Below are 25,903 nucleotides of genomic sequence, written 5' to 3' on the forward strand. Positions count from 1 at the left end.
TGATGTGGGCATGGAGACTTTGGAAGGCATCGCGGTGCTGAAGGTCACGTCGGTCGCCGAGTGGCGGGAGTGGCTGGCGTCGTGCGGCACGACGTCGTCGGTCTGGCTGGTGATCCGGCGCAAGCACAGCGCCGAGCCCGGCGTGCTGGTCCACGAAGCGATGGAGCAGGCGCTGTGCTTCGGCTGGATCGACAGCAAGGCGCTCCGGCGCGACGCGGAGAGCACGTACCTGTGCTTCACGCCGCGCAAGCCGAAGAGCACGTGGAGCCGCGTGAACCGCCTGCGCGTGGAGCGGCTGACGTCGGCGGGGCTGATGACTCCGGCGGGACAGGCGATGGTCGACCTCGCCCGGCGGACGGGGACCTGGGACGTGCTGGCGCCGGCTCAGGACGGAGTCGTGCCGGCGGACCTGGAGCGGGCTTTCGACGCGGGTGCGGCCGCGCACTTCGCGGCGTTCCCGCCGTCGTCGAAGCGGCTGATCCTGGAGTGGATCGCGAAGGCCAAGCGGCCGGAGACCCGGCAGCGCCGGATCGCGACGACGGTCGAGCTGGCCCGGGAGAACCGCCGCGCGGCCCACCCGAAGGCGGCTTAGCGGGGCCTAGAGTCGGGCCGTGGACGAGATGCGTGACCTCCTGGCCCGGGCCGCCGAGCTGGCCGCCGACCACCGCGAAAGCCTGCCGGACCGGCCGGTCGCCCGAGCCGTCGATCCCGCCGCCCTGCGTGCCGGGTTCGGGGAGCTGCGCGACGCCCCGACGCAGCCGTCCGCCGTGCTGGAGGAGCTCGCCCGGGCCGCCGGGCCCGGGCTGGTCGCCACCGCCGGGCCGCGGTTCTTCGGGTTCGTCATCGGCGGGTCCCTGCCCGCCGCCACCGCCGCCGACGTCCTCACCGCGGGCTGGGACCAGAACGCCTTCAACGCCGTCCTCTCGCCGGCCGCCGCGGCCGCCGAAGCCGCCGCCGGTGACTGGCTGAAGGACCTGCTCGGCATTCCCGCCACCGCGTCGGCCGGGTTCGTCACCGGCGGCCAGGCCGCCAACACCGCCGGGCTCGCCGCCGCGCGGCACCACGTGCTCGCCGAGGCGGGCTGGGACGTCGAGCGGGACGGGCTCACCGGCGCGCCGCGCGTCCGCGTCATCGCGAGTGAAGAGCGGCACGCCACCATCGACCGGTCCCTGCGGCTGCTGGGGTTCGGCACCCGGGCCGTCGAGCCGGTGGCCGCCGGGCCGCAGGGCGCGATCGACGTCGCCGACCTCGCGCGCGTCGTCGACGCCGGCACCGGGCCGGCGATCGTCTGCGTCCAGGCGGGAAACGTGAACACCGGGGCGTGTGACGACCTCCGCGCCGCCCGCGAAGCCGCCAAGGGCGCGTGGCTGCACGTCGACGGCGCTTTCGGGCTCTGGGCGGCGGCCAACCCGGCCACCGCGGGCCTCGTCGACGGGGCCGGGCTGGCCGACTCCTGGGCCTGCGACGGGCACAAATGGCTGAACGTCCCGTACGACTCGGGGTTCGCCTTCTGCGCCCACCCGGACGCCCACGCCGCCGCTTTCGCCAACCGCGCGGCCTACCTCACCGGCGCCGGTGAGGTGTCCGGCATGGGGGACCTGACGCCGGAGTCGTCGCGCCGCGCCCGCGGGTTCGCGGTCTGGGCCGCGCTGCGCGAACTGGGCCGCGACGGTGTCGCCGAGCTCGTCGACCGCTGCTGCCGCCTGGCCCGCCGCTTCGCGGGGAAGCTCGCCGACGGCGGCGCCGAGATCGCGAACGACGTCGTGCTCAACCAGGTCCTGGTGTCCTTCGGCGACGACGCCCGGACCGACACGATCGTCGGGAACGTCCAGCACGACGGCACCTGCTGGCTCGGCGGCACGACCTGGCGCGGCCGCCGTCTCCTGCGGATTTCGGTGTCCAACTGGTCGACGACGGAGGAAGACGTCGACCGCTCGGCCGCGGCGATCCTCCGCCTGGCCGCTCAGTAGCCTTCGCGCACCGAAAGCGAGTCCGTCCGCCAGCCGATCTCCTTCTCCGCGCCGGTCGGCCAGCTCGACGAGAGCCGCCGCCGGACGCTGCCGAGCGCGCCGAGCCGCACGAGGTCCACCCGGGATCCCTGCGCCGCCAACGAGGTCACCTCGGCGGCGGTGAGCGGGACGTAGTCGAAGTACTGCGCGTCCTCGCCGCCGGACCAGTCGACGAACTCGGAGAAGATCGCGGCGAACGCCTGGCCGCATTCGGGACATTCGCGCAGGGAGATGCCGAAATGCGACTGTTCGACCAGGCGGTGGGTTTCGCGCAGGCGGGTCGTGCAGAACGCCAGCGCGGTCAGGGCGTCTTCGCCGGAGCAGCGGGCGCAGCCGAACTCGGTCATCGCGGGATCATCCCATGCGGTGAATCCGGACCCGGCTCCGGGGCCAGTGCGAAACCCTTTGACCGCAACGATTCACCCTGGTCCGCAGTGGTCTGGACCTGTTAGCCTCAGCGCGTCCGACCGGCCGGCTCGCCGAAGGAGAATTCCGTGCTCCGCTTCAGGAAAAGCATCGCCGTCGCCGTACTGGCGTTGGCCGGCGCCTCGGTCGTCGCGCCGCCCGCCGAAGCGGGGCAGGCCCAGGGCAAGGTGATGGCCTACTTCGCCGACTGGGACGTCTACGCCCGCAACTACCACGTCAAGGACATCGAGACGTCCGGGTCGGCCGCGAAGCTGACCCACATCAACTACGCGTTCGGCAACGTGACCGGCGGCGGCTGCGCCGTCGGCGACCCGTGGGCCGACCACGACATGCCCTACGACGCCGCCATGAGCGTCAACGGCCAGGCCGACAGCGGCGCCCTGCACGGCAGCTTCAACCAGATCCTCCAGCTGAAGAAGCTGCACCCGAAGCTCAAGGTGCTGTGGTCCTTCGGCGGCTGGACCTGGTCGAGCGGCTTCACCGAGGCGGCGAAGAACCCGGCCGCGTTCGCCGAGTCCTGCTACAACCTCGTCAACGACCCGCGCTGGGCCGGGGTCTTCGACGGCATCGACATCGACTGGGAGTACCCGAACGCCTGCGGCCTGACCTGCGACACCAGCGGGCCGAAGGCGTTCACGGCGCTGGTCAAGGCGCTGCGCGACAAGTTCGGGCACAAGCAGCTCGTCACCGCCGCGATCACCGCCGACGGCTCGAAGAACGGCAAGATCGACGCGAACGACTACGCCGGGGCGAGCCGCTACCTCGACTGGTACAACGTGATGACCTACGACTACTTCGTCTCCGGTGCCAGCCCGACCGGGCCGACCGCGCCGCACTCGCCGTTGCGGTCCTACCCGGGCATCCCGACCGCCGGGTTCTACGCCGACGCGGCCATCCAGAAGCTGCGCCACCAGGGTGTTCCGTCGTCGAAGATGTTGCTGGGCCTCGGGTTCTACGGCCGCGGCTGGGACGGCGTCACGCAGAAGCAGCCGGGCGGCGCCGCGACCGGTCCGGTGACCGGGACGACGACCGGCGAGGACGGCGTCGAGAACTACAAGGTCCTCAAGACGACCTGTCCCGCCAACGGCAAGATCGCCGGTACGGCGTACGCGAAGTGCGGCTCGCAGTGGTGGAGCTACGACACCCCCGAGACCGCGTCGGCCAAGGCCGGCTACGCGAAGTCGCAGGGGCTCGGCGGGGTGTTCGCCTGGGAGCTGTCCGGCGACACCACCAACGCGGAGCTGCTGCGGGCCATCGCGGGCCGCTGCTGAACCCCTTAGCTGGAGGGCCCGGGCGCGAACCCGCCCGGGCCCTTCGTCCACTCAGGACCGGGCCGGGAAGCCGTGCCGCCGGGCGCCGACGACCACGGCGAGCACCGGCAGCAGGAGCACCAGCAGCGTCCACGGGAAGGACGCCGGCCCGGCGGCGTCGAGCAGCACCCCGCCGGCCACCCCGCCCGCGGCCATCGCGGCGTTCCACAAGGTGACGAGCATGGCCTGCGCGTTGTCCGCCGCCTCGCCGCCGGCGTTCCCGGCCGCCGTCTGCAGCAGTGTCGGGACACCGCCCCAGCCGAGGCCCCACAGCGCCACCGCGGCGAAGACCAGCGCCGGGCTGCCCGCGAACACCGCGAGCAGCGTCGCCGCCCCCGCGACGAGGACCGTGCTCAGCACCATCAGGGTGCGCAGCGCGCGGTCGATCACCGCGCCGACGACGAAGATCCCGGCCATCGACGCGACGCCGAACACGAGCAGCACGGCGTCGACGGCGGTTATCCCGGCGTGGCCGAGGAACGCGGCGATGTAGGTGTAGAGCACGGTGTGGGCCAGCACGAACACCAGCGTCACGGCGAGGACCGGCAGCACGCCCGGCACGGTGAGCGTGCGCAGCACCGGCACGCGGCCGCCGGCCTGTCCGGGCTGGTCCGGGACCCGCGCGGCGATCCAGGCGAGCAGCACGGCGGCGATCACCGACATGACGCCGAACGCCGAGCGCCAGCCGGCCAGGCCGCCGAGGAACGTCCCGGCCGGGATGCCGAGGGAGAGCGCGAGCGGGATGCCGGCCATCACGACCGCGATGGCCTTGCCCTGGTTTTCCGGCGACGCGAGCCGGCGCGCGTACCCGGCCAGCAGCGCCCAGACGACCCCCGCGGCCACCCCGGCGACGAACCGGGCCACCATCGTCAGCGCGTAGTCGGGCGAGAGCGCCGTGACGGTGTTGGCGACGGCGAACCCGGCCACTCCGGTCAGCAGCAAACGCTTGCGGGGCCAGGTCGCCGTGGCCGCGGCGAGGGGGATCGCGGTGAGGGCGGTGCCGAGCGCGTAGATCGTCACGGCCTGGCCCGCGGCGGGCTCGCCGACGCCCAGGCTCGCGCTCATGCCGGGCAGCACGCCCGCGGGCAGCGCTTCGGTGAGCACGGTGACGAACGCGGCGGTGGTGAGGGCGAGAAGCGAGCTCTTCATGCCGTTATGCTCGAACCTTCACATACGTGTGAAGGTCTACGTGAGGTGGCGCACATGCGGATCGGCGAACTCTCGGAGCGCACCGGCACGGCCCGCCGGCTGCTCCGGTACTACGAAGAGCAGGGCCTGATCATCGCCGCCCGCGGCCCCAACGGCTACCGCGACTACGACGAGCCGTCGGTCGACCGCGTCATCCAGGTGCGCGGGCTGCTCGACGCCGGGCTGCCCACCCGGATCATCAAACAGATCCTGCCCTGCCTCGACAAGCCCCGCGCGATCCACTTCCCGGACGCGACCCCGGAGATGATCGCGACCCTGGAGGCCGAACGCGACCGCATGACCCGGCGCGCGGAGTGCCTGCTGCGCAACCGGGACGCGATTTCGGAGTACCTGGACGTCGTGCGGGCCGGCTAATCGGGTTCTGCGGGCGCGGTCTGACTGACCCAGTGCAGGGTGTCGGCTTCGGGCCACCAGCCGGGCGGTTCCGGCCGGGGACGAGCGCCCTCCTCGGCCCACCAGCGCGGCGGCACGTCGTCTCCCATGCGATCGACGGTAGGAGCCCGGACGGCGCGGCGCACCGGTCGAGGGCGGCCAACGTCCGGTTCCGGCCGGGCGGACAGTGGCCGGAACCGGACACTGGCCGAAGCCGCCCCTGCCGGTGGGCTGCCGGGGGTCTTACGTTGGGCCGGGGAGATCACGGCGCGGAAGGAAGAGGCATGGTCAAGCGCGTGCTGGCGAGCTTGCTCGCGGCAGCGGCGATTGTGACGGCGACAGCACCTGTGGCCGCGGCGGCCGGTGATCCCCCGGGGGTGCGGGGGCCGGGGGTGTGCATCTGGATCTGGACCCACGGGCCGCCGGAGTGCAAGAAGATGGAGTAGCGCGGGGTGGGCGTGGCACGACCGCCCTCGGTACAGCCGAGGCGGCGATCCCGCCGGTTCAGGCTGCGAGGCCGGACCGTGGGTGCGAGGTCGCGGCGGCCGGGTTTGCCTGGCGGTGATCCCGCCGGTTCAGGCTGCGACGCCGGACCGTGGCCGCGTGGTGGTGCGGCCGACGGGTTTGCCTGGCGGTGATCCCGCCGGTTCGGGCTGCGAGGCCGGGTTGTGGCCGCGTGGTGGTGCGGCCGGGCTGCGATCCCGCGCTTGGCCTCGGCCCAGCTTGCGAGTCGCGCTTCGGGCCGCGCCCTTCGGCGCACCCGCGCGTCGGCGATCTGCCGCTGAATCTGCCGCCGCGACCGGGCCTCAGCCCAGCCAGCCCAGCCGGGTCGCGGCGAAGACCGCCGCCACCCGGTTGTCCGCCTGCAACGCCTCCAACAGCCCCTGCACGTGCCTCCGGACCGTTCGCTCGCTCACGTCGAGGTGGCGGGCGATCGCTCCGTCCGTCATGCCCGTGGCCAGGAGGTCCAGGACCTTCTCCTGCGTCGGGGTCAGGCCGTGGCGGGGCTGGGCCGCCGGGCCGTGGACCGCCACCGACTGGCTCCAGACCAGCTCGAACAGCATGCGCAGGGCCGCCACGATCGTCGGGCTGCGGACGAACACCGCGCCCTCCATGCCGCTCGGGTCCAGCGGCACCAGCGCGGAATGCCGGTCCGCGACCACCATCTTCATCGGCAGCTCCGGGGCCACCCGCATGGTCCAGCCCGCCGCGACACTCGCGTCGACGATCTCCTTCGCGCCGTCGAACTCCAGGGCCGCGCGCTCGTAGACGTTGCGCAGGCGCACTCCGCGCTCCGTCACCGCTTCGGGCAGGCGCATCACCGTGCTCGCGTCCGGCTTCCGGCGGAAGTGGCGCGTGGTGAACGTCAGGAACTCCTCGCGCGCCGACAGGCACAGCTCCAGCGACAGCGAGCCGATGCGCCGCGGGTCGGTGAGGACCTCGACCGCCGAGTCGCCGCCCGTGCCGTTCGCGGCCCGGTACACCGCCTGCAGCATGTCGAGCTGCTGACGCGCGGCGACGATCTGGCGCTGCTGCTCCAGCAGCCGCTGCTGGGCGCCCAGGATGGCGTGGTCGACCGCGCGGACCGGCTCCATCGGCGCGATCACCGGGTCTTCGCGGTAGTCGCGGCGCACGAACCCGCGGTCGAACAGCTCCCGCATCTCCGGGCTCTCGGCCCGCGGGTCGTCGAGCGGCACCGGCCCGGTGCGCACCATCGTGTCGTACAGCGCGCCGGCGCCGGCCGTCAGCAGCCCTTCCAGCATCCGTGTCCCTCCGCGGCAGGGACGGGGCCCGGCCGGATCCGGACGCTGACCGCTCTGCCACCTACCCTCACGCGCCGGACGGGGGAAAGGATTAGGCCGCTCGCGGAAATCGGGGGACCGGACCCGTCGTGGGGGCGGGTCCGGTCACCTCACCAGCGCCGCGAAGGGTCGATCACGTGGACGGCCGCTTCCTCCGCCGACGCCGCGCCGCCGTCGATGCCCGCGTCGGACGCGTAGAGCTCTTCGTCGCTGTCTTCGCCGAAGCCTTCGTCGGTCGCGACCAGGCGGCCCGCGCGGACGTCGCCGACCTCGTCGTCGATCAGCTCGCCGTCGGTGTCGTCGCTGTCGCCGAGGCCGTCACCCTCCTCGTCCTCGACGTCCGGGACCTCGCGCGCCAGCCGGCCTTCCCAGCTCTCGCCTTCGGCGGCCTCGCGCGCGGTGGTGCCCCATTCTTCGGTGCCCCGCGGGCGTTCCGGCGGTGAATAACCCTCCGCCTGCTCGTCGCGGTCGTCCAAAGTGTCCTCGGGATCGAGGATGCCTTCGTCGGCGTGGTCTTCGATGTCGTCGTCCATGCGCCCATCCTCGCGCAACTCCTTGGCCGCGGCGGGCGCGGGTGATATCACCGTGCAGGCCGCCGCACGGGCGGTGTTCCGGTGAAAGGTGATTCCCCATGCCGATGAGACGCAGGGTGCTGGCCGCGGGGCTGGCCGGGGTGTTCGGCGCCGCGCTGTCCGGGCGGACGGCCCAGGCCGCGCAAGCGACGCCGCCGGTGCGGCTCGACCAGCTCAACCTGGTCAACCTGTCGCACGTCAACGACCCGGCCACGACCAACGTGTTCCCCGGCGACCCGGCCTTCGAGCTGGAAACCATCGCCACGATCCCCGACGACGGCTACTACCTGCAGTTCGTCCGCGAAGGCGAGCACACGGGGACGCACTGGGGCGCGCCCGGGCACTTCAACACCGGCGAGCCGCTCGCGGACGACATGGACCCGGCCGATCTATTCCGGCCCGCCGTCAAGATCGACGTGAGAGCGAAGGCCGCGCGCAACCCCGACTACGCCGTCACGGTCGACGACCTCAAGGCGTGGGAGCGGAGCCACGGCCGGATCCCCGACGAGGCCGTCGTGGTGCTCTGGACCGGCTGGGACGCCAAGTGGGGCACCCCGGCCTACCCGAACACCGGCGCCGACGGCGTGCTGCACCAGCCCGGCTTCTCCATCCCGGCGGTGAAGTGGCTGATCGACACCGGCCGGCTGGGCCGCCGCGGCGGCACCGGCACCGACACGTTCAGCCCGGACGTCGGCCTCGACGAGACCTACACGGTGTCGAAGCTCGTCTACCGGCGGCACCGGATCAGCCTGGAGATCCTGGCGAACCTGAAGGCGCTGCCGACGACGGGGGCGTGGGTGCTGGCGGGCGGCCCGATCAACCGCAAGGGCGCGGGCTCGACGGCGACGATCTTCGGCGTGCTGCCGCCGGGAGTGCGGGCTTAGCCGAAAGATGTCGTGAGTGGTAATTCGGGTTAGAACCCCAATTACCACTCACGACAGCTGCGGCAGACTCGTGAGCCGTAGCGCGGACAGCGGCGCCGGGCGGCCGAACCGGTACCCCTGGGCGGCGGGACACCCCGCCCGGACCACCAGTTCGGCCTGCTCGGCCGTCTCGATCCCCTCGGCGACGACGTCGAGGTCGAGGTCGGCGCACAGCCCGACCAGCGACCGGCACAACGCCGCGTCGCGTTCCGGCTGGACGCCGGTCGTCAGCGCGCGGTCCAGCTTGATCAGGTCGACCGGCAGCGCGTGCAGCACGGTCAGCGAGCTGTACCCGGCGCCGAAGTCGTCGAGCGCCACCCGGACGCCGAGAGCCTGCAGGCGGCGGATCGCGGCCGCGCCCGCGGCCAGGTCGGGCACCGGCACCGTCTCGGTGATCTCGACGACCAGCCGGGACGCGGGCAGCCCGTACCGGCCCAGGGCCGCCGCGACGCTCTCCTCCAGCGCGGCCGCGCCCAGCCGGCTCGCGCAGACGTTGACGTGCACGGTCAGGTCCAGTCCGGCCGCGGTGATCTCGCGGCAGGCCAGGTCGAGCACCAGCGCGTCCAGCTCGGCGCCGAGCCCGGCGCTTTCGGCCGCGCGGACGAACGTCTCGGGGGAGACCGACGTGCCGTCGCGGGTGGTCCAGCGGGCCAGCGCCTCCACGGCCACCGGGGTCTCGTCGGCCAGCCGGACGATCGGCTGGAACACCAGCCCGAAGCCCTCCGGGATGCCGCCGGAAGCCCGGCGCAGCGCCGCCGGGAAGTCGGGCGGGCCGTCCTGCGACGGCCGGTAGACGACCGTCGTGTCCTTGCCCAGCCGCTTGCCCGCGTACATCGACGTGTCCGCGCGGCCCAGCAGCACGTCCGACGTCACCAGCGGCTCGGCCGGGTCCGGCACCACCAGGCCCATGCTCGCGCGGACCGGGACGAGCGTGCCGTGCACGGCGAACGGCCGCCGCAGCGCGCCCTGGATCCGGTCGGCGACCGCCTGCGGCGCGTCCAGCTCACCCTCCAGCAGGATCGCGAACTCGTCACCGCCCAGGCGCGCCACCGTGTCGGTCGCGCGCACGCAGCTCAGCAGCCGCTGGGCGACGGCGTGCAGCAGGACGTCGCCGCCCGCGTGCCCGAACCGGTCGTTGACCTCCTTGAAGTCGTCGAGGTCGACGAAGATCAGCACGAGCGGCCGCTGCCCGCCCTCGGCGCCCTGCTCGACGGCCCGGTCCAGCCGGTCGGCGAAGAGCGCGCGGTTGGCCAGCCCGGTCAGCGGGTCGTGGTAGGCCTGGTGGGTCAGCTGCTGCTGGCCCTCGTACACCCGGCGCAGCAGCAACCTGTTGTCCAGCAACGAAAGCAGCTGCCGGGCCAGTACCAGGAAGACCACCAGCACGCCGACGAACACCTCGACGCCGTCCGGGCCCGCGCCGGCGATCAGCTGCACGGTGATCAGCAGCGCCACCGCGGTCACCGGGACGTACGGCAGCGCCAGCTGCCACCAGTCGACGCCGCCCGGCGACCCGGCCTCGTCCCGGCGGCGCGCTCCCGGCGTCACCAGCAGCGCGAACGCGATGAACAGCGGGCCGAGCACAAAACCGCCGTCCGACCACGGCTTCATGCTCTCCGCGCCGATGCTGACCAGATAGGCGAACACACTGTCGGACGCGGCCAGCGCGACGATCCCGACCGCGGCCAGCAGCAGGTTCGCGCGGTAGGGGCGGTCGACCCGGTCGAACACGACCAGCAGCACCGCCACGACCACGATCACCAGGTCCGACAGCGGGTAGGAGATGGCGACGGCCCAGGTCAGCTTGTCCGGCGCGGTGGCCCGGACCAGCTGCCCGAGCGCCGCGGTCCAGGTGAGGATGAACAGCGAGCCGGTGACGATCAGGCCGTCGAGCACCACCGCGACGCCGAAGTGCGCGGTCCACTGCGCGGGCTGGAAGCGTTCGCGGTCCGGCCGGACGCGCGCCCGGGCCAGCACGAACAGGGCGGCGAGCGCGAACACCGGGAAGCTCAGGTACCCGACGTCGGCCAGCGACGGCGAGGGCAGCCCGCGCCCGTCGATGAGCTGGTACCAGGACCAGACGCACTGGCCGAGCGACCAGTCGGCCATGCCGGCCGCGACCAGGACCCGCCACCAGCGCTGGTGGCCGCGGACCCGGCGGGCCACCAGGAAGCCGCAGACGACGGCACCGACGCCGGCGCTCAGCTGCATGGCGTCGTCGATCCACAGCGCGAACGTGTCGCCCCAGAACGCGAAGCCGTTCACCACGACCAGGGCCACCGTGACGAGGACGAGCAGGACCGCCACTGGGTACCGCCGCACTGTCATGGCACCTCACGTGGGTCACCCGCCGGTCGGACCGGCAAACAGTACACCGCGCGGGCGGTGGCGCCGGCTCACCGCACCGGTGGCCGGCACCCCGCGTCAGGCGATGTCACGGCGGTGCAGCAGCCAGCCGCCGAGCGCCCCGAACACGAGCACGTAGCCGGCCAGCACGGCCGTGGCCTGCCCCGATCCGACGATCTGCCCGACGCCGGGCGCGTTCGCCCCGAACGCGGCGGCCAGCGCCCCGGCGTTCGGGCCGGGCAGCGCCTTCTGCAGCTGTGCCACCCAGTCGAGCAACGGCGCGGCGATCGAGGCGAGCAGGTTCTGCACCGCCAGCAGCCACACCAGGCCGAGGCCGATCGGCAGCGCGACCGAGCGCAGGCCGACCGCCAGCAGCACGCCGAGCGTGCCCCACATGGTCGCGACGAGCCACCCGGCGCCGAGGCCGCGCAGGACGTCGGCGATCGGCGGCCAGACGAGCGCCTGACCTTCGAGGGACGCGACGAGCGCGCTCGCGCCGGCGGTCGCGGCGAACAGCGCGAGCACCACGGCCAGCGCCGCGGCGGCGACGGTGACCAGCTTCGCGCCGTAGACCGCGACGCGCGACGGGTGCTGCACGAGGATCGTCTTCCAGGTGCCGTAGCCGTACTCGCTCCCGGCGACCAGCACACCGAAGATCAGCGCGAGGGCGCCGACGAAGATCGGCAGCCCGCCCAGCGCGCTGCCGACGAAGGCGTCGGGCAACATCGCCGCCAGGCCGCGGTTCGAGCCCGGCGGCCCGGACGTGGCGCCGCTCAGGCCGGCGTAGGGGATGGCGTAGCCGAAGGTCAGCGACAGCACAACGGCGACGGCCAGCAGCAGCCAGCTCGCCGGGCGGCGGGCCTGCTTGGTCAGCTCGGCTCGGATGTCACGCAGCATCGGGGTTGCCTCCGGTCAGGGCTAGGAAGGTCTGTTCGAGGTCGGGTTCGTGCCAGCGCAGCTCGGTGACCGTGAGCCCTGCGCCGACCAGTTCGGCGTTGACCCGCCCGGCTTCGCCCGGGTCGACGTCGAGCTCGAGGGCGTTCCCGTCGACCCGGACGTCGCCGTACAGCCGGCGCAGGTGGTCGCGGGCCCGGTCGATCGGGTCGGCGACCACGCGCAGCGCGCCGCCGGCGCGCAGGTCCTCGACCGTCGTCTCGGAGACGAGGTGGCCGTGGTCGAGCACGCCGACGCGGTCGCAGATCTGCTCGACCTCGGCGAGCAGGTGGCTCGAGAGCAGCACCGTGCAGCCGTCCGCGGCGAGCTTGCGCAGCGTCACGCGCATGTCGGCCATGCCGGCCGGGTCGAGGCCGTTGGTCGGCTCGTCGAGCACCACCAGCTCGGGGTCCTTCAGCAGGGCCGCGGCGAGGCCGAGGCGCTGCTTCATGCCGAGCGAGTACGTCGCGTACCGGTCCTTCGCGCGGTCGGTGAGCGTGACGACGTCGAGGACTTCGTCGACGCGGCCGCGGCTCACCGCGGCGTGGTCGGCGAGGATCCGCAGGTTCGCCCGGCCGGAGAGGTACGGGTAGAACGCGGGGCCTTCGATCAGCGCGCCGACGCGGGCGAGGCTGCCGGGGCCCGGTTCGGCGCCGAAGAGCCGGACGCGGCCGGACGTCGGCCGGATCAGGCCGAGCAGCATCCGCAGGGTCGTCGTCTTGCCCGCGCCGTTGGGGCCGAGGAAGCCGTACACCTCACCGGCGCGCACCGACAGGTTCAGCTCCTCGACGGCGGCGGCGGTTCCGTAGCGCTTGGTCAGTGCGGTTGTCCGAACGGGCTCGGTCATGGGTTTCCTTCCGGAGGCGGCCCCACGGCTTGAAGACCGAGAGGACGCTGGCGAACAGCAACAGACTGGGAGCGACGATCACGGGGTAGAGCAGGCCCTCGACGTCCTGGCCGGATTCGGCGGCCGCGGTGATGCCGGGCCGCAGCGCGACGAGGATCAGCACCGCCATCAGGACGTTGACCGCGAGCTTCGCCGCGACCCACCAGTAGCGGACGAGGCCGTACTTCGACCCGAGGGCGAGCACGGCGCCGGTGGCGAGCGCGAGCAGCGCGGCGACCAGCATCGGCCAGACGGCGAACAGCTCCAGGGCCTTCAGGCTGGTCGCGCGGACGGCGGCGTCGTCGGTGACCAGCGCGGTGCAGACCAGGATCCCGAGCACCGCGTCGATCCCGATCCACGCGCCGGTCGACACGATGTGCGCCACCAGCCACCACTTCCGGGACCGGGTCTTCAGCGTCATGGCGTCTCCTTTTCGACGCCTTACATCGTCCGGGCCCGGGCGCCTCCGGTCGTCCGGCTGCGGACGGCTCTTGCGGCTACGCCGGAGCGCGTACGCGGGTACGTTCGGTGTGGTGATCGTCCGCATCCGGGGGTACGCGCTGCCGCACGGCGAGTTCGTCGACCTCTACGCCGACGGGGACCGCTGGACGACCGACCCGGTCCCCGGCGCGTCGCTGGTCGGCGAGGGCTGGCTGCTCCCGGGCCTGGTCGACGCGCACACCCACCCCGGCGCGGCCGAAGTGGGCCAGCCGATGGACCCGGAGCTGCTGCGGGAACAGCTTCACCAGCACGTCGACGCCGGGGTCACGCTGATCCGTTCGCCGGGCCTGCCGGGCGAGCCGCCGCCGTGGTTCGGCGAGGACCCCGACGTGCCGCGAGCGCGGCACGCGGGCCCGTGGCTGGCCCAGCACGGCCAGTTCTTCGACGGCTGGGGCCGCCGCGCGGACCACGACGAGCTGCCGGCGCTGGCCGCCGCGCAGGCGGCACGGACCGGCTGGGCGAAGCTGATCGCGGACTGGCGGATCGGCGACTCCGCGGTGCCGGTGGACGTGCTGCGGGCGGTGGTGCGCGAGGTGCACGCGGCCGGCGGGCGTGTCGCGGTGCACAGCCAGCACCCCGAAGGCGGCGCGGCGGCAGTCGCGGCGGGTGTCGACTCGCTGGAGCACGGCATGTGCCTCGACCCGGACCTGCTGGCGCGCATGGCCGCCCAGGGCACGGCGCTGACCCCGACGTTGTCGACGCTGGTCGCGGGCCTGCCGAACGCGCAGAAGGCGCCCGACAGCCCGAAGCGCACGTGGTTCCTGCGCGGCGCGGGGGCGCACGGCGCGCTGACGGCGGCCGCGGCGGAGGCCGGTGTGCGGGTGCTGGCGGGCACGGACTCCCTGCCCCACGGCGGGATCCACGCGGAGATCCGTGCCATGGCGGCCGCCGGGATGCGTCCGGAAGCGGCGCTGGCCGCGGCGTCGTGGAGCGCGCGCGAATACCTGGGCCTGCGCGGTCTGGAGCCCGGCGCCCCGGCCGACGCGGTGGTGTACGACCGGGACCCGCGGGCCGATCTGGACCAGCTCGCCGACCCGGTCGCGGTGGTGCTGCGGGGCCGTTGTGTGCGGAGCCGCGCCTAAGCCGGTCCGGCCAGAGGTAGGCCGACCCCTCGAGGGTCAGGCGACCGTTGCCACGAGGGCCGTTCGGCCGTGACCGTGGCCGGATCGGCGCCAATCGGCAGAGCCGCTGTCACAGTCGGCCGCTTCCGTTCGTCAGAACCGCATGAGCACCTCATCCGCGCTGAGCGAGCGGCCGCAGCTGATCGGCGTCGCCTACCGGCTCCTGGGTTCGCTGAGTGACGCCGAAGACGTCGTCCAGGAGGCCTACGGGCGCTGGTTCGCGCTGTCCGAGCCGCAGCGCGCGGCGATCCGTTCACCCGGCGCGTGGCTCACGACCGTGGCCGGCCGCATCTGCCTGGACGTGCTCGGCTCGGCGCGCGTCCGGCGGGAGCGCTACGTCGGCGAATGGCTGCCCGAGCCGTTGCCGGACGCCGGCCCGGCGGACCCCGCCGACCGCGTCACGCTCGACGAGTCGGTCACCATGGCGTTCCTCGTCGTGCTGGAGGCGATGACGCCGGCCGAGCGGGTGGCGTTCGTCCTGCACGACGTGTTCGGTTATCCCTTCGGCGAGGTCTCCGGCGTCCTCGGCCGGAGCCCGGCCGCGTGCCGGCAGCTGGCGTCGTCGGCGCGCCGCCGGGTCCGCGCCGCCCGGGAGCCGGAGCCGTCCCCGGCCCGGAGCGCGGCGATCGTCCGGGACTTCAAGCTGGCGTGGGAGGCGAAGGACATCGAGGGGCTCGTGCGGCTGCTGGACCCGCAGGCGAGCGTGACGTCCGACGGCGGCGGCCTGGTGAGCGCCGTGCTGCACCCGGTCACCGGCGCCGAGCTGATCGCGCGCCGTTCGGTGGAGATCGGCGCGCGGATCCTGGCGTCGACCGTCCTCCGGGAGCGGACGGTCAACGGCCGGCCGGGCCTGGTGATGGAGCGCGACGGCGCCGTCGTCACGGTGATGGCGTTCGAGTTCGCCGGCGAGCGGATCAAGCGGATCTGGGCGGTCCGGAACCCCGAGAAGCTCCGGCCGTGGTCGGTCAAGTGCTCGATAGAATGAAATTCGGCAACCACGAAGTGACGGGCGGTGCAGGTGACGGAGGCCAAGGAGCGGACCCGGGACCGGATCTCCCGCCGCCAGGTCGACAAGTTCGAGCAGCGGCGCGCGCAGCTGGCCGAGTCGGCTCTGCAGACGCTCGCCGAGCTCGGCTACGCGCGCACCAGCCTGCGTGAGATCGCGCAGAACGCGGACTTCTCGCACGGCGTGCTGCACTACTACTTCGCCGACAAGGTCGACCTGCTGACCCACTGCGTGCGGCAGTTCGAGGAAGTCTGCGTCACCCGGTACGACGAGATCGTCGCCCGCGCGCGGACCGCGGAGGAGCTGGAGCGGGACTTCGCGGCGGCGATGGCCGCGACGCTGCGCGCGGACGCCAAGATGCACCGGCTCTGGTACGACCTGCGCAACCAGAGCCTGTTCGAAGAGTCGTTCCGCGCCGACGTGCTCGAGATCGACCGGCGCCGCGAAGAGATGATCTGGCACGTCGTCTCGCGGTACGCGGACCTGACGTCCGCGGCGGTGGACGTGCCGCCGCCGGTGGCGTACGCGCTGCTCGACGGCCTGTTCCAGCAGGCCCTGCTCCGGCACCTGGCCGGCGCGGAGACGGCGGCGGGGGAGCTCGACCGGGCGGTGCCGTCCGTGCTGGCCCGCCTGGTGGCCGGCTAGCTGCCCAGGCGCTCGTGCTGGGTCTGCGGCGCCGGGACGAGCACCGCGATCGCCGTCGCCGGCACCCCCACGAACAGCGAAAGGTGCGCCGCGGACGGCACCGCGCCGATCAGGAAGAGCCGCAGCGACCCCGAGATCAGTAAGCGCCACACTCTGCCGTTGGTTGCCGCCCCGGCCACAGCCACGGCCGACGATTTTGCGACAGCAGTCACGTGCCGCTCGAAGGCCGGCCTGCTTTTGGCCGGGCCGGCAACTTCGGGTTCATGATCAACAAGTACCCCCGGGCGCGCGACCGCGAACCCGGCCCGCCGACGATCACCCGGCCGTGGTGACGGCTCCCGGGCGAGCGTCACCACGGCCCGGCGGTCAGCCGAGGAAACCGGCCAGCAGGGCCAGGACCAGCCCGATCGCGTGGGTCTGCATCGCTACCGCACCTCCTTCGCGGGCTCGGTGTGCGCGACGACCACGGGCGTGTCCGGCACGGGCGGTGCGGTGTCCCCGTGCTGCCCCAGCGCGACGCCGGCCACCAGGGCCACCGCCGTCAGCCAGAAAGCCAGCCGCAGGAGCTGCGAAAACGAACAGATGACCTTCATTTCGACTCCTTCGACAGGGGCGCACGAGGGCAGCGCGGGGCCACCCGGGAACACCCCGTGGTCTTGTGGGTTTTTCGCCGCGTAATCGATGCGGCCCACTCAGAATGCGGCCGCCGGTAACCGCGCGGCAAGGCGTTTCCCGTTTCCCGCCGAGGTGGGACGGGAAACCGCGGGATAACGATCCGTTTGCCGTGCCATGATCGACTGGACAGGGGCGGCGAGGCTGACGAATATTGATCCCCGTGCGTGGAACGGCGAGGGGAGGAACGGTGGACTTCAGCCCGGCGGACGTGGTCGGAGAGCTGAAGGTCCTGCGCAAAGGGAGGGGAATTTTCACCACACCGCTCGCGGATCGCGTCGGGCCCGCATTGCGCACCGTGTGCGGCATTCTGGAAGATGACGACACGGTGGAGATGCGGCGTAAGCTGTCGGGTCGTTTGCGGCCGCTCGTCGAGTCCTTGCCGGACGACCTGAAGATCGCCCTGCTCGCCGCGTTCGCGCTGGACGAGCGGGCGCGCAAGCCGTTCTACCAGGAACGGGTGCACTGGGCGGCGATCACGATCGACCGCGACGACCGCACGGTGCGGCGGCGGATCGACGAGGGAATCGAGCAGGTCGCGGCAATGGCGGTCGCGGCGGGCGCGCCGGAAGCCCGGCCGCGCTATCCGAGCCGGAGTTGGCACACCGAAGAACTGCGCGTCTCACTGGCGCTGGATCAGCCGGTGGCGGAGGCGTTCGAATTCCGCCGGGTGGTCGCCGACGCCGACGAAATCGCCGAACTGGACCTGGCGTTGACGCTGACCGCGCCCGGCGAATCCGTCGAATCGGCACGCGCTTCGGAACTCGAGGTCGATGTGTTCCACGGCGGTGTGCTGGCCGGTCGCGTGATGGAGTCGAGTGACCGCGTCGGGTTGTCGCTGCGCCTGCCGGAACCGTTGCGCCGTGGTGAAAGGCACGAGATCGGGCTGCGATTCCGCGCGCCGATGACGGAACCGCACTACGTGTGCGTGCCGCGCCATCCGTGCGATCTGTTCGACCTGCACGTCCGCTTCGGCGACCGCGTGCCGGACCGGATCGTCCGGCTGGAGAAGGCGTTCCAGGTCGACACGCGCGACCGGTCACCCCGCGGGACGGCCCTGGAGACGGACGGCTCGGGCGAGGTCCACGTCCGCTTCCGGCACCTGGCGCCGGGGTTCGCGTACGGGATCAGGTGGCAGGCCGGCTGAGCTGACCTTCGAGGGCGAGCACCGAGTCGACCACTGCCAGCGGCAACCGCACGACCCGTTGCGCGGCCCGCGCTTTGCCCCGAAGAGCCCCGACGGCATCCCGGGCGGCGTCGTCGACGAGGGCGGTGGCGCGCTCGCGGGGACCCTGGCCGCTGAGGGCGAGCGCGAGCCCGAGGTCGAGCCGGCTCTCGACGGTTTCGGGGTGGCTTCGGCCGAGCAGCCGGGTCTGCGCGCGGACGACGTCTTCGAGGAGGTCGGCCTGGCGGTCGAAGTCCCGCAGCCGGGCGTGGGCCAGGGCCATGGCGTGGCGGAGCCGGTGGTTCAGCGGGTGGTCGTCACCGAGGGCCCGCAGGGTGATCTGCTCGGTCGCGGCCAGGGCTTCGAGGTCCGAGTGGGCCCGGGCTCGGGCGGTCAGGGTAAGGGGATGTTCGGGGCCGTGCTGGTCGGTGTAGGTCTTGAGGAGTTCGGCGGGGCTCCGACCGTGGGCCAGGTCCAGTGCCAGGGTTGCGTCGGCCTGGAGCAGCTGGGCTTCGGTGTGCTGGGGGTGCCGTTCGGGGAGCCGCGCTTCGAGTTCGGCGGCGACGTCGTGTGCGCTTTGGGGGTCTCCGGCTCGGAGGAGGCACTTGGCGCGCTCGAGGTCTCGTTCGGCCGTGGGAGCTGCGGCTTCGAGGAGTCTGAGGGCTTCTTGGGGGTGGCCGCGGAGTCTCTGGGCGCGTGCTGCGGGGGTTCCTTCGGCGTGCGCGGTGTGCCAGAACGTTTGGTCGGCTTCGGCGTAGTCGCCCTGGCAGTCGAGGGCTTGCGCGGCGATCATCGCTGCGGCGTGTCGTCCGGGCTCGTCGAGGGCGAGGGCTTCCCGCGCGTGCTCGATGGCTTCGGCGTGGAGGCCACAGGCGATCTCGACGCGGGCGGCGGCGGTGAGGTCGGCCGAGGTGGCTTCGCCGGTGGCGAGGATCGCGGCGTGGATTTCGCCGGCGGTGGCGGGGTCGCCGTGGGCTTCGAAGGCGGCGGCTACGGGGCGGAGCAGGCGGACTCGGTGAGTGGGTGAGTGCTCGGCGACCACGCGGGAGTGGGCGAGAAGCCCGGCGTCGAGGATGGCTTGGGGCGCGTCGCCGAGGAAGGAGCCGAACTCACCCTGGGCAACCTCGACAGCGAGGGCTTGCAGTCGCAGCTCCCCGTCGGCAGGTAGAAGGCTGCTGCGGGTCGGGGTGGCGGGCTCCCCAGCGACCAGCGCCGGTTCGCTTGCGACTCGCGCTCTTTGGCTCGCGGGTTCCTCGGCGCCGAGCCACGGTTCGCGGCGGGTCGGGGTGGCGGGTTCGTGGATGGTGGGCTCCCCAGCGGCCACCGGCGGTTCGCTTGCGACCCTTGCTCTTTGGCTCGCGGGTTCCTCGGCGCTGAGCCACGGTTCGCGGCCGGTCGGGGCGGCGGGTTCGCGGGTGGGCTCCCCAGCAGCCAGCGGCGGCGGTTCGCTCGCGACCCTTGCTCTTTGGCTCGCGGGCTCCTCGGCGCCGAGCCACGGCTCGCGGCCGGTCGGAGTGGCGGGCTCGCGGGCGGCGGGCTCCCCAGCGGCTGGCGGCGGTTCGCTCGCGATCTGCCTGCTCGGCCCTTCGGTCTCGGACTTCTCATCGACCGTCGGCAGGTCGCTCCCCACCGCAGCGGAGTCCTCACCGGCCTGCGCCTCACGCCCCAGCTCTCCGCCGGTCCACGTCGCAAACCCGTGCCTCACCAGCTCCTCCACCGCCGCGTCGAACTCCGCCGCGTCCGGCGACCCCAGCGCCCTCCGAGCCACCCCCGGCGGCACCGGCGCCGGCGCGAGCACCCCGCCCAGCCGAAGCAAGTCGCGCGCCAACCCGCCCAACCCCCGGACCACCACTCGGATCGCCTCCGGCGCCGAATCCAGCCCCCCATGCCCCGCGTCAGCCACCGCCCGGATCGTCATCGGATGGCCGTCGCAACCGCGAACCGTCCGGCGCTCCGCCTCGCCCGCACCCGGGCGGATCGACGTGAACAGCCGCAACCCCTCCTCCGGCGTGAGGCCGGGCAGGTCCACCGTCGCCCCGGCCCACAGCGAAGGCGGGAACCGGCTCGTGACCAGCGTGCGCACCGAACCGGCCGGCACCAAGAGCCGGTCGAGGACCGCCGGGGGGAGCGCGGCCGGAAGATCGTCGACCAGCACCAGGACCTGCTCCACGACTCGGTCGGCGAGGGCCGCGCGCAAGCGGTCGAGGTCCAGGCCGGACACTTCCACTCCCAGGCCGACCGCCGCCCGGGCCAGGGCCAGGTGGAAGCCCGGCAGGAAGTCGTCCGGGGCGAGGTGGCCGAACGGGCCCGTCCGGAGCACCGGGCCGGGGAAGAGGCCTGCGTACTGCTCGGCCAGCGTCGTCTTGCCGATGCCGGGCAGGCCGCCGACCACGGCCACCGGCCGCGAACCCAGCGCGGTGTGGACTTCCCGCAGCTCCGCAAAACGGCCGATCGAACCCGGACCACGGGTGGCTGCTTTGCGGCGGACCCGCTCGACGAAGTCCGGCCCGGAATTCGCGCAATGGGTGAGGAGCACCCGCGCCCCGGCCAACGCCTCGACGCGTTCCCGGGTGATCATGTCGAATTCGTCGATACGGCCGTCGCGGAACACGCGCAGCCCGCCCGCCCGGAGTTCCTTTTCGACCCGGTCGGCCGCCTCTCCGGTGGCGCGGAGGAACACGTCGAACCGGTCCGCCGTGGTGCTCAATGGGTGATCATGAGTTCGGTCCCTGGTGATCGGCTGCCGTCACGCGCGGTGGATCGGCGCGCGGCGGGATTTCGCTACCGATTTCCGGCGAGTGGCGCGGAACTGTCCACTATTTGACCCGTGTGCGCCGGGTGACCGGCGGGTAGCCCGAACGGTTAACGGACAATTGCTGGACAAGAAGTACGCTCTTGCAACGTTGCTGGTCAGCGCCTCGATTACTCCGTATGTCGGATCGCGGATCGTCCAAGGACCATTGTGGTCCATTGTGGACGGCGGGTCCGGTGGACGGAGCGAGGAGGGAACCGTGGACACCACGACCTTGGAGACGCCGGCCCCGGTCGAGGGCTATGTCGTACTGGAGGAACTGCCGCGCCCGGACGGCAAGCTGACCAAGGAGCAGCTCGACCCGGTCGTCGCGGCGGCGCGCACCGGCGACCCGGACGCCGTCCAGGCGCTGCTGCGGCTCATCAAGCCGACGGTCGTGCGCTACTGCCGCGCCCGGATCGGCGGCCGGGACCTGTCGTACCTCTCCGCCGACGACGTCGCGCAGGAGGTGTGCCTGGCGGTGCTGAAGGTGCTGCCGAACTACCAGGACCGCGGCGGCTCGTTCCTGTACCTCGTGCGGGCGATCGCGGCGAACAAGGTCGCGGACGCGTTCCGCTCGGTCGCGCGTGACCGGTCGAAGCCGGTGTCGGAGCTGCCGGACCGGCCGCTGGGCGGCAACGAGCCGGAGGCGCACGTCCTGGAGCAGGACCTCGGCGTCCGCCTCGGCCGCCTGGTGGCGCTGCTGCCGCCGCTGCACCGCGAGATCCTGTCGCTGCGCATCGTGGCCGGCCTGTCGGCCAACGAGGTGGCGGACGCACTGGGCATCTCGGCGGGCAACGTCCGCATCACCCAGTACCGCGCCCTGACCAAGCTCCGCGGCATGATCGGCGACGGCGACCTCTGAGCGGGCCGCACGGCGTTAAGCTGACCGTGTGGGATCCAGCGAAGCCGAGCTGGCCGGTCTGGCGAACCTGCCTTCGCCGCTTGCGGAGCTTCGTGACGAGCGGATCGAGCGCCACGGTGTCCACCTGCAGCTCAAGCGGGACGACCTGATCAGCCCGGAGATCCCGGGCAACAAGTGGCGCAAGCTCCGCCACAACCTCGAAGCAGCCCGGGACGAGGGCTTCACCAGGCTCTTGACCTTCGGCGGCGCGTTCTCGAACCACCTCCGGGCGACGGCCGCCGCGGGCCACCACCTGGGGTTCGAGACGGTCGGCGTCATCCGCGGTGAGGAGCACGAGCCGCTCAACGCATCCCTCGCCTACGCGGCCGAACGAGGGATGACACTGACCTACCTGGACCGTGCGGCTTATCGGCGCAAGACGGAGCCGGCCGTGCTCGCGGAGCTGGTCCGCCGGTTCGGTCCCTGCTACGTCCTTCCCGAAGGGGGCAGCAACGGTCTCGCCGTGCGGGGCACCGCCGAACTGGTCGGTGAGATCACGACAGACTTCGACGTCATCTGCTGTGCCACCGGAACGGGCGGCACGCTCGCCGGTATCGCCGGTGGCCTGACCGGTCCCCGGCGCGCGATCGGGTTCGCCGTCCTCAAGGGCGGAGGGTTCTTGGCCGACGAAGTCCGACGGCTTCAGCAGGACGCGTACGGGAAGGCCACCACGAACTGGACGCTCGACCTCGACTTCCATTTCGGTGGTTATGCCAAGCGCAGCCCCGTGCTCAACCGGTTCATCGCCGACTTCGACGACCGGCACGGTGTCACGCTCGATTGGGTGTACGAGGGCAAGATGCTTTACGGGCTCTTCGAACACGTCGAGGCCGGAGCTTTCGCGCCGGGCGCTCGTATCGTCGCGGTGCTGAGCTAGCGCCTACGCCTTTTCGTGATACGCGCGCTGGGTCGCCTTGTTCGAGGAGAAAACCGGTCCGATGGCCGTTGCGCTCAAGCACGGCTACTGCACCACCTACCTGACCGACGAGCGGCCACTGCGCAGCTACCACGCCACGGCGAAAGCTCTCATGCGGCGAGCTTTCGACGAGTTCCTCCCCGTCGAGGCGCTGGCCCGCTCGGCGCGGCTCCAAGCGTCCTGAGGCCGGAGCGGTCACTCCAGCCATTCGGTGATGAAGTGGTCGCTTTCGTGGATGTGCACGGCCTCGTAGACGCCGGGGCCGAGCACGGCGAACTTGTGCGGCGTCGCGGCCGGGACGACCAGGACGTCGCCCGCGGTGCCGTCTCGGTGGGTGTCGCCGATCGTGAAACGGGCGCTGCCTCGGATGATCACGAACGTTTCCGGGTACGGGTGGCGGTGCAGGCGCGGTCCGGAGCCGACGACGTCGCTGCTTTCGCGGATGACCGAGATCCCGGACCCGACGTCGCGCCCCTCGAAGTTGTCGCTCACTTCGCCAGGCTAGCCCGAAACGACCTTTCGCAGCTGGCCGAGCGCCCGGTGCTGGGCGACGCGCACCGCGCCCGGGGTCGACCCGACCGCCGCCGCCGTCTCCTCCGCGGACAGGCCGACCACCACCCGGAGGACGACGATCTCCCGTTGTTTGTCCGGCAGCACCTGCAGCAGCTTGGCCATCCGTTCGCCCAGCTCGCGCCGGAGCGCGTGGTTCTCCGGGTCCAGGGCCGGGTCGACCTCGTCGGGCAGCTCGGCCACCGGCTCGTCGCGCTGGCGCGCGGCGGCCTTGCGGGCGGCCGCGACCTGGTGGCGGGCGATGCCGCAGACGAAGTTCGGGAACGGCCGGTCCGGCGGCCGGCCCGGCAGGGCCTCGAGCAGCGCGACGCACACGTCCTGCGCGACGCGTCGGCCGCGTTCGCGCCGAGGCGGGCGCGGCAGTAGCGCACCACCAGAGGCCGCGCCGCGGCCAGCAGGCGGGTTTGCTGGGTGATCATGACTTCCTCCCCACACCCGGACATCCGCGAGGGGGCTACCCACTTTCGGCCCGGACCCACCCGGTCCGGGCGGATTCCCGGCTATTTCCGGTACGGGCCCGCCCGCAACGTCGATTCGGCGGTCAACTCGGCCGGGGCCGGCGCCGGTGTCCATCCGGAATGCACGGAAAAGCGGGGGACTCAGTGCTCCGGTGACCGGAACGCGTCCAGCACGCGACGCTCCCTTTTGGTCGGTCGGCCCGCGCCGCGGTCGCGCCGGGCGACCGGGACCACCGCCTCCGGGGACGGCTTCGGGGTCCGGTCGACGAAGCACGTCGCCGCGTCCGCCGCGCCGACGCGTTTCTGGATCACCCGTACCACGTCAAGGATTCTGGTCGTTCCGCCGACGCGCACGCGCACCTCGTCACCCGGCACCACCGTCGTCGCGGGCTTCGCCGGCTTGTTGTTCACGCGCACATGCCCGCCCCGGCACGCCGCCGCGGCGTCCGGTCGCGTCTTCGTCTGCCGGACCGCCCACAGCCAGCGGTCCACTCGGGTCGACTCCACAGTCGTCCATCATGGCCCATTCAGCGGAATCCCCGCACAACCCACGGATGTTACTTGCGGGTAAATGTCGACTTGTCTGCACCACTGAGTTATAACCTGTTCTAATATACCTCAACGGTGAGGACTATCACATGCGTGACGAACCCGTGTGGAGAACAGCTTCTGGCGCAGTTTCCCGTCGTCTCTTCATTGCTGGAACCGGTTCTATATTGGCGGCCGCGGCAGTGGGGGGCCGTGCGGCCGCCTCTCCGTCCCCCGCCATCGCCGACGCGGCGCGCGTGCCCGCCCTCGTGATCGGCTCGGGGTACGGCGGCCAGGTCACCGCGCTGCGGCTCGCCCAGGCCGGCATCGACGTCCAGCTGGTCGAGATGGGCATGGCCTGGGACACCCCGGGCGCCGACGGCAAGATCTTCGCCAACACGACCACGCCGGACCAGCGCTCGTTCTGGTTGCGCACCAGGACGAAGCAACCGCTGTCCAACTTCCTCGGGTTCCCCATCGACAAGGACATCCCGAAGTACACCGGCATCCTCGACGCCGAGGAGTTCAGCGGCATCACCGTGTACCAAGGCCGGGGCGTCGGCGGCGGCTCGCTCGTCAACGGCGGCATGGCCGTCACGCCGAAGCGGGAGAACTTCGGCGCGATCCTCCCGACCGTCAACGCCGACGAGATGTACAACACCTACTACCCGCGCGCCAACGCCGGGCTCGGGGTCGGGCTCATCGACCCGGCCTGGTTCGACACCGCCGAGTGTTACCAGTACGCGCGGGTCGGCCGGAAACAGGCGCAGCGGTCCGGGTTCCCGTTCGTGTTCGTCCCGGACGTCTACGACTGGAACTACATGAAGCAGGAGCAGGCCAACACCGTGCCGCGGTCGGCGCTGGCCGGGGAAATCCTGTACGGCAACAACTACGGCAAGAAGTCGCTGCAGAAGACCTACCTGCCGCAGATCCAGGCGACCGGGCGCGTCACCATCTCGCCGCTGCACCGCGTGGCTTCCGTGACACCCGCGTCCGGCGGCGGGTACACGGTGACGATCGAGCAGCTGAACACCACCGGCGCGGTGACGGCGACCAAGGTCGTGACGGCGGACAAGGTGTTCTTCGCCGCCGGCAGTGTCGGCACGAGCAAGCTGCTGGTGAAGCTGAAGGCGACCGGCGCGCTGCCGAACCTCAACGGCGAGGTCGGCAAGAACTGGGGTGACAACGGCAACGTGATGTGCGGGCGCGCCAACCACATCTGGGACCCGACCGGCAGCCTCCAGTCGTCGATTCCCTGCGGGGGCATCGACAACTGGGCCGCGGGCGGCGCGTTCGCGGAGGTCGCGCCGCTGCCGACCGGGATCGAGACGTGGGCGTCGTTCTACCTGTCCATCACGAAGAACCCGAACCGCGCGCAGTTCTCGTGGAACCCGGCGACGCAGCAGGTGGACCTGAACTGGCAGACGGCGTGGAAGCAGCCGTCGATCGACATGGCGAAGTCCATCTTCGACAAGATCAACTCGAAGGAGGGGACGATCTACCGGACCGACCTCTTCGGCGTCTACAAGATCTGGGGTGACCACCTGACGTACCACCCGCTCGGCGGCGCGGTGCTCGGCAAGGCGACCGACAACTACGGCCGGCTCGCCGGGTACCAGGGCCTGTACGCGATCGACGGGTCCTTGATCCCGGGCAACACGAGCGTCAACCCGTTCGTCACCATCACGGCGCTGGCCGAGCGGAACATCGAGAAGATCATCGCCACGGACTTCTGACCCGAGGGTCGGGGGGGGGGGGGGGGGGGGGGGGGGGGGGGGGAGGGGTAGGGGGGGGGGGGGGGGGGGGGGGGGGGGGGGGGGGGGGGGGGGGGGGGGGGGGGG

Annotated in this window: 27 protein-coding genes and 1 pseudogene; 13 read left to right on the forward strand and 15 right to left on the reverse strand. The window is 72.3% G+C overall.

Annotated features, from left to right (window positions below):
• Window positions 1–10: 10 nt before the first annotated feature.
• Window positions 11–592 (forward strand): YdeI/OmpD-associated family protein, encoded by a 582-nt coding sequence (locus ACZ63J_RS28795; RefSeq protein WP_465401837.1) that lies wholly within the window; start codon window positions 11–13, stop codon window positions 590–592.
• 28 nt (window positions 593–620) lie between these two features.
• Entirely contained in the window at window positions 621–1,970 is a 1,350-nt protein-coding gene (locus ACZ63J_RS28800; protein WP_465402209.1) for a pyridoxal phosphate-dependent decarboxylase family protein, read from the forward strand.
• On the opposite strand, the gene ACZ63J_RS28805 is transcribed toward ACZ63J_RS28800, so the two are convergent.
• Window positions 1,964–2,356 (reverse strand): hypothetical protein, encoded by a 393-nt coding sequence (locus ACZ63J_RS28805; RefSeq protein WP_465401835.1) that lies wholly within the window; start codon window positions 2,354–2,356, stop codon window positions 1,964–1,966. The genes ACZ63J_RS28800 and ACZ63J_RS28805 overlap by 7 nt on opposite strands.
• Before the next feature lie 147 nt (window positions 2,357–2,503).
• On the opposite strand from ACZ63J_RS28805, the gene ACZ63J_RS28810 reads away from it, so the two are divergent.
• Entirely contained in the window at window positions 2,504–3,706 is a 1,203-nt protein-coding gene (locus tag ACZ63J_RS28810; RefSeq protein WP_465401834.1) for a glycoside hydrolase family 18 protein, read from the forward strand.
• 51 nt (window positions 3,707–3,757) lie between these two features.
• Here ACZ63J_RS28810 and ACZ63J_RS28815 read toward each other — a convergent pair whose 3' ends face one another.
• Window positions 3,758–4,894, reverse strand: coding sequence for an MFS transporter (locus ACZ63J_RS28815; protein ID WP_465401832.1), 1,137 nt, complete (start codon window positions 4,892–4,894; stop codon window positions 3,758–3,760).
• A gap of 54 nt (window positions 4,895–4,948) precedes the next feature.
• Between ACZ63J_RS28815 and ACZ63J_RS28820 the strand changes: the two genes are divergently transcribed.
• Entirely contained in the window at window positions 4,949–5,308 is a 360-nt protein-coding gene (locus ACZ63J_RS28820; RefSeq protein ID WP_465336637.1) for a MerR family transcriptional regulator, read from the forward strand.
• On the opposite strand, the gene ACZ63J_RS28825 is transcribed toward ACZ63J_RS28820, so the two are convergent.
• From ACZ63J_RS28825 to ACZ63J_RS28835, 3 genes are all read right to left on the reverse strand, one after another.
• Window positions 5,305–5,436, reverse strand: a complete 132-nt coding sequence (locus ACZ63J_RS28825) for a hypothetical protein (RefSeq protein ID WP_465401830.1) — start codon at window positions 5,434–5,436, stop codon at window positions 5,305–5,307. The genes ACZ63J_RS28820 and ACZ63J_RS28825 overlap by 4 nt on opposite strands.
• Window positions 5,437–6,132: 696 nt before the next feature.
• Entirely contained in the window at window positions 6,133–7,089 is a 957-nt protein-coding gene (locus ACZ63J_RS28830) for a LuxR C-terminal-related transcriptional regulator (RefSeq protein ID WP_465336640.1), read from the reverse strand.
• Between the two features lie 149 nt (window positions 7,090–7,238).
• Entirely contained in the window at window positions 7,239–7,661 is a 423-nt protein-coding gene (locus ACZ63J_RS28835) for a DUF5709 domain-containing protein (protein ID WP_465303471.1), read from the reverse strand.
• Between the two features lie 98 nt (window positions 7,662–7,759).
• Between ACZ63J_RS28835 and ACZ63J_RS28840 the strand changes: the two genes are divergently transcribed.
• The gene (locus ACZ63J_RS28840) at window positions 7,760–8,584 is read left to right on the forward strand and encodes a cyclase family protein (RefSeq protein WP_465336642.1); all 825 of its coding nucleotides are present in this window, start codon (window positions 7,760–7,762) and stop codon (window positions 8,582–8,584) included.
• Between the two features lie 48 nt (window positions 8,585–8,632).
• On the opposite strand, the gene ACZ63J_RS28845 is transcribed toward ACZ63J_RS28840, so the two are convergent.
• From ACZ63J_RS28845 to ACZ63J_RS28860, 4 genes are all read right to left on the reverse strand, one after another.
• Window positions 8,633–10,948 carry a putative bifunctional diguanylate cyclase/phosphodiesterase gene (locus ACZ63J_RS28845; RefSeq protein WP_465401828.1) on the reverse strand — a complete coding sequence of 772 codons (2,316 nt, stop codon included), beginning with the start codon at window positions 10,946–10,948 and terminating at the stop codon, window positions 8,633–8,635.
• A gap of 96 nt (window positions 10,949–11,044) precedes the next feature.
• Window positions 11,045–11,863, reverse strand: coding sequence for an ABC transporter permease (locus tag ACZ63J_RS28850; RefSeq protein ID WP_465401826.1), 819 nt, complete (start codon window positions 11,861–11,863; stop codon window positions 11,045–11,047).
• The gene (locus tag ACZ63J_RS28855) at window positions 11,853–12,746 is read right to left on the reverse strand and encodes an ABC transporter ATP-binding protein (RefSeq protein WP_465401825.1); all 894 of its coding nucleotides are present in this window, start codon (window positions 12,744–12,746) and stop codon (window positions 11,853–11,855) included. Before ACZ63J_RS28855 ends, ACZ63J_RS28850 begins: the two co-directional genes overlap by 11 nt.
• Complete coding sequence (locus tag ACZ63J_RS28860) at window positions 12,655–13,206, reverse strand: hypothetical protein (protein WP_465401823.1); 552 nt, start codon at window positions 13,204–13,206, stop codon at window positions 12,655–12,657. Before ACZ63J_RS28860 ends, ACZ63J_RS28855 begins: the two co-directional genes overlap by 92 nt.
• A 112-nt stretch (window positions 13,207–13,318) precedes the next feature.
• On the opposite strand from ACZ63J_RS28860, the gene ACZ63J_RS28865 reads away from it, so the two are divergent.
• The 3 genes from ACZ63J_RS28865 (at window position 13,319) to ACZ63J_RS28875 (ending at window position 16,058) form a co-directional block, all read left to right on the forward strand.
• Window positions 13,319–14,368: an amidohydrolase family protein gene (locus ACZ63J_RS28865; RefSeq protein ID WP_465401821.1), complete on the forward strand. Its 1,050-nt coding sequence runs from the start codon at window positions 13,319–13,321 to the stop codon at window positions 14,366–14,368.
• A 142-nt stretch (window positions 14,369–14,510) separates the two neighbouring features.
• Window positions 14,511–15,392 carry an RNA polymerase sigma factor SigJ gene (gene sigJ, locus ACZ63J_RS28870; protein WP_465401819.1) on the forward strand — a complete coding sequence of 294 codons (882 nt, stop codon included), beginning with the start codon at window positions 14,511–14,513 and terminating at the stop codon, window positions 15,390–15,392.
• A gap of 33 nt (window positions 15,393–15,425) precedes the next feature.
• Window positions 15,426–16,058 (forward strand): TetR/AcrR family transcriptional regulator, encoded by a 633-nt coding sequence (locus ACZ63J_RS28875; RefSeq protein WP_465402207.1) that lies wholly within the window; start codon window positions 15,426–15,428, stop codon window positions 16,056–16,058.
• On the opposite strand, the gene ACZ63J_RS28880 is transcribed toward ACZ63J_RS28875, so the two are convergent.
• Window positions 16,055–16,210 carry a hypothetical protein gene (locus tag ACZ63J_RS28880; protein WP_465401817.1) on the reverse strand — a complete coding sequence of 52 codons (156 nt, stop codon included), beginning with the start codon at window positions 16,208–16,210 and terminating at the stop codon, window positions 16,055–16,057. The genes ACZ63J_RS28875 and ACZ63J_RS28880 overlap by 4 nt on opposite strands.
• A 273-nt stretch (window positions 16,211–16,483) precedes the next feature.
• Window positions 16,484–16,651, reverse strand: a complete 168-nt coding sequence (locus ACZ63J_RS28885) for a hypothetical protein (protein WP_465303487.1) — start codon at window positions 16,649–16,651, stop codon at window positions 16,484–16,486.
• Between the two features lie 269 nt (window positions 16,652–16,920).
• On the opposite strand from ACZ63J_RS28885, the gene ACZ63J_RS28890 reads away from it, so the two are divergent.
• The gene (locus ACZ63J_RS28890) at window positions 16,921–17,877 is read left to right on the forward strand and encodes a hypothetical protein (protein WP_465336649.1); all 957 of its coding nucleotides are present in this window, start codon (window positions 16,921–16,923) and stop codon (window positions 17,875–17,877) included.
• Here ACZ63J_RS28890 and ACZ63J_RS28895 read toward each other — a convergent pair.
• A complete protein-coding gene (locus tag ACZ63J_RS28895) occupies window positions 17,858–20,602 on the reverse strand; it encodes a hypothetical protein (RefSeq protein WP_465401815.1) in 2,745 nt (914 codons plus the stop codon). The two genes, ACZ63J_RS28890 and ACZ63J_RS28895, sit on opposite strands and share 20 nt — an antisense overlap.
• A 304-nt stretch (window positions 20,603–20,906) precedes the next feature.
• Here ACZ63J_RS28895 and shbA point away from each other — a divergent pair, with 304 nt between their 5' ends.
• The 3 genes from shbA to ACZ63J_RS28910 all read left to right on the forward strand — a co-directional run bounded on the left by shbA (window position 20,907) and on the right by ACZ63J_RS28910 (window position 22,690).
• On the forward strand, window positions 20,907–21,551 hold the full coding sequence (gene shbA, locus ACZ63J_RS28900; protein WP_465401813.1) for an RNA polymerase sigma factor ShbA: 645 nt from the start codon (window positions 20,907–20,909) through the stop codon (window positions 21,549–21,551).
• A 28-nt stretch (window positions 21,552–21,579) separates the two neighbouring features.
• Window positions 21,580–22,467 carry a 1-aminocyclopropane-1-carboxylate deaminase/D-cysteine desulfhydrase gene (locus ACZ63J_RS28905; protein ID WP_465401811.1) on the forward strand — a complete coding sequence of 296 codons (888 nt, stop codon included), beginning with the start codon at window positions 21,580–21,582 and terminating at the stop codon, window positions 22,465–22,467.
• Window positions 22,468–22,528: 61 nt separating this feature from the next.
• The gene (locus ACZ63J_RS28910) at window positions 22,529–22,690 is read left to right on the forward strand and encodes a hypothetical protein (protein ID WP_465401810.1); all 162 of its coding nucleotides are present in this window, start codon (window positions 22,529–22,531) and stop codon (window positions 22,688–22,690) included.
• 11 nt (window positions 22,691–22,701) lie between these two features.
• Here ACZ63J_RS28910 and ACZ63J_RS28915 read toward each other — a convergent pair whose 3' ends face one another.
• From ACZ63J_RS28915 to ACZ63J_RS28925, 3 genes and pseudogenes are all read right to left on the reverse strand, one after another.
• Window positions 22,702–22,998, reverse strand: coding sequence for a cupin domain-containing protein (locus tag ACZ63J_RS28915; protein WP_465401808.1), 297 nt, complete (start codon window positions 22,996–22,998; stop codon window positions 22,702–22,704).
• 9 nt (window positions 22,999–23,007) lie between these two features.
• Window positions 23,008–23,519, reverse strand: a pseudogene (locus tag ACZ63J_RS28920) (sigma-70 family RNA polymerase sigma factor).
• A 156-nt stretch (window positions 23,520–23,675) separates the two neighbouring features.
• Window positions 23,676–24,041 carry an RNA-binding S4 domain-containing protein gene (locus ACZ63J_RS28925; RefSeq protein ID WP_465336653.1) on the reverse strand — a complete coding sequence of 122 codons (366 nt, stop codon included), beginning with the start codon at window positions 24,039–24,041 and terminating at the stop codon, window positions 23,676–23,678.
• A gap of 278 nt (window positions 24,042–24,319) precedes the next feature.
• On the opposite strand from ACZ63J_RS28925, the gene ACZ63J_RS28930 reads away from it, so the two are divergent.
• Window positions 24,320–25,798: a GMC oxidoreductase gene (locus ACZ63J_RS28930; protein ID WP_465401807.1), complete on the forward strand. Its 1,479-nt coding sequence runs from the start codon at window positions 24,320–24,322 to the stop codon at window positions 25,796–25,798.
• The last annotated feature ends 105 nt before the right edge of the window (window positions 25,799–25,903 follow it).

The sequence above is a fragment of the Amycolatopsis sp. NPDC104863 genome (genome assembly GCF_055582965.1).

What these genes read in the sequence shown, in the direction of transcription:
- ACZ63J_RS28825 (WP_465401830.1), bottom strand. Translation starts at nt 5,436, where the DNA reads ATGGGAGACGACGTGCCGCCGCGCTGGTGGGCCGAGGAGGGCGCTCGT.
- ACZ63J_RS28805 (WP_465401835.1), bottom strand. Translation starts at nt 2,356, where the DNA reads ATGACCGAGTTCGGCTGCGCCCGCTGCTCCGGCGAAGACGCCCTGACC.
- ACZ63J_RS28815 (WP_465401832.1), bottom strand. Translation starts at nt 4,894, where the DNA reads ATGAAGAGCTCGCTTCTCGCCCTCACCACCGCCGCGTTCGTCACCGTG.
- ACZ63J_RS28840 (WP_465336642.1), top strand. Translation starts at nt 7,760, where the DNA reads ATGCCGATGAGACGCAGGGTGCTGGCCGCGGGGCTGGCCGGGGTGTTC.
- ACZ63J_RS28910 (WP_465401810.1), top strand. Translation starts at nt 22,529, where the DNA reads ATGGCCGTTGCGCTCAAGCACGGCTACTGCACCACCTACCTGACCGAC.
- ACZ63J_RS28795 (WP_465401837.1), top strand. Translation starts at nt 11, where the DNA reads ATGGAGACTTTGGAAGGCATCGCGGTGCTGAAGGTCACGTCGGTCGCC.
- ACZ63J_RS28850 (WP_465401826.1), bottom strand. Translation starts at nt 11,863, where the DNA reads ATGCTGCGTGACATCCGAGCCGAGCTGACCAAGCAGGCCCGCCGCCCG.
- ACZ63J_RS28885 (WP_465303487.1), bottom strand. Translation starts at nt 16,651, where the DNA reads ATGAAGGTCATCTGTTCGTTTTCGCAGCTCCTGCGGCTGGCTTTCTGG.
- ACZ63J_RS28800 (WP_465402209.1), top strand. Translation starts at nt 621, where the DNA reads ATGCGTGACCTCCTGGCCCGGGCCGCCGAGCTGGCCGCCGACCACCGC.
- ACZ63J_RS28820 (WP_465336637.1), top strand. Translation starts at nt 4,949, where the DNA reads ATGCGGATCGGCGAACTCTCGGAGCGCACCGGCACGGCCCGCCGGCTG.
- ACZ63J_RS28855 (WP_465401825.1), bottom strand. Translation starts at nt 12,746, where the DNA reads ATGACCGAGCCCGTTCGGACAACCGCACTGACCAAGCGCTACGGAACC.
- ACZ63J_RS28860 (WP_465401823.1), bottom strand. Translation starts at nt 13,206, where the DNA reads ATGACGCTGAAGACCCGGTCCCGGAAGTGGTGGCTGGTGGCGCACATC.
- ACZ63J_RS28830 (WP_465336640.1), bottom strand. Translation starts at nt 7,089, where the DNA reads ATGCTGGAAGGGCTGCTGACGGCCGGCGCCGGCGCGCTGTACGACACG.
- ACZ63J_RS28835 (WP_465303471.1), bottom strand. Translation starts at nt 7,661, where the DNA reads ATGGACGACGACATCGAAGACCACGCCGACGAAGGCATCCTCGATCCC.
- sigJ (WP_465401819.1), top strand. Translation starts at nt 14,511, where the DNA reads ATGAGCACCTCATCCGCGCTGAGCGAGCGGCCGCAGCTGATCGGCGTC.
- ACZ63J_RS28845 (WP_465401828.1), bottom strand. Translation starts at nt 10,948, where the DNA reads ATGACAGTGCGGCGGTACCCAGTGGCGGTCCTGCTCGTCCTCGTCACG.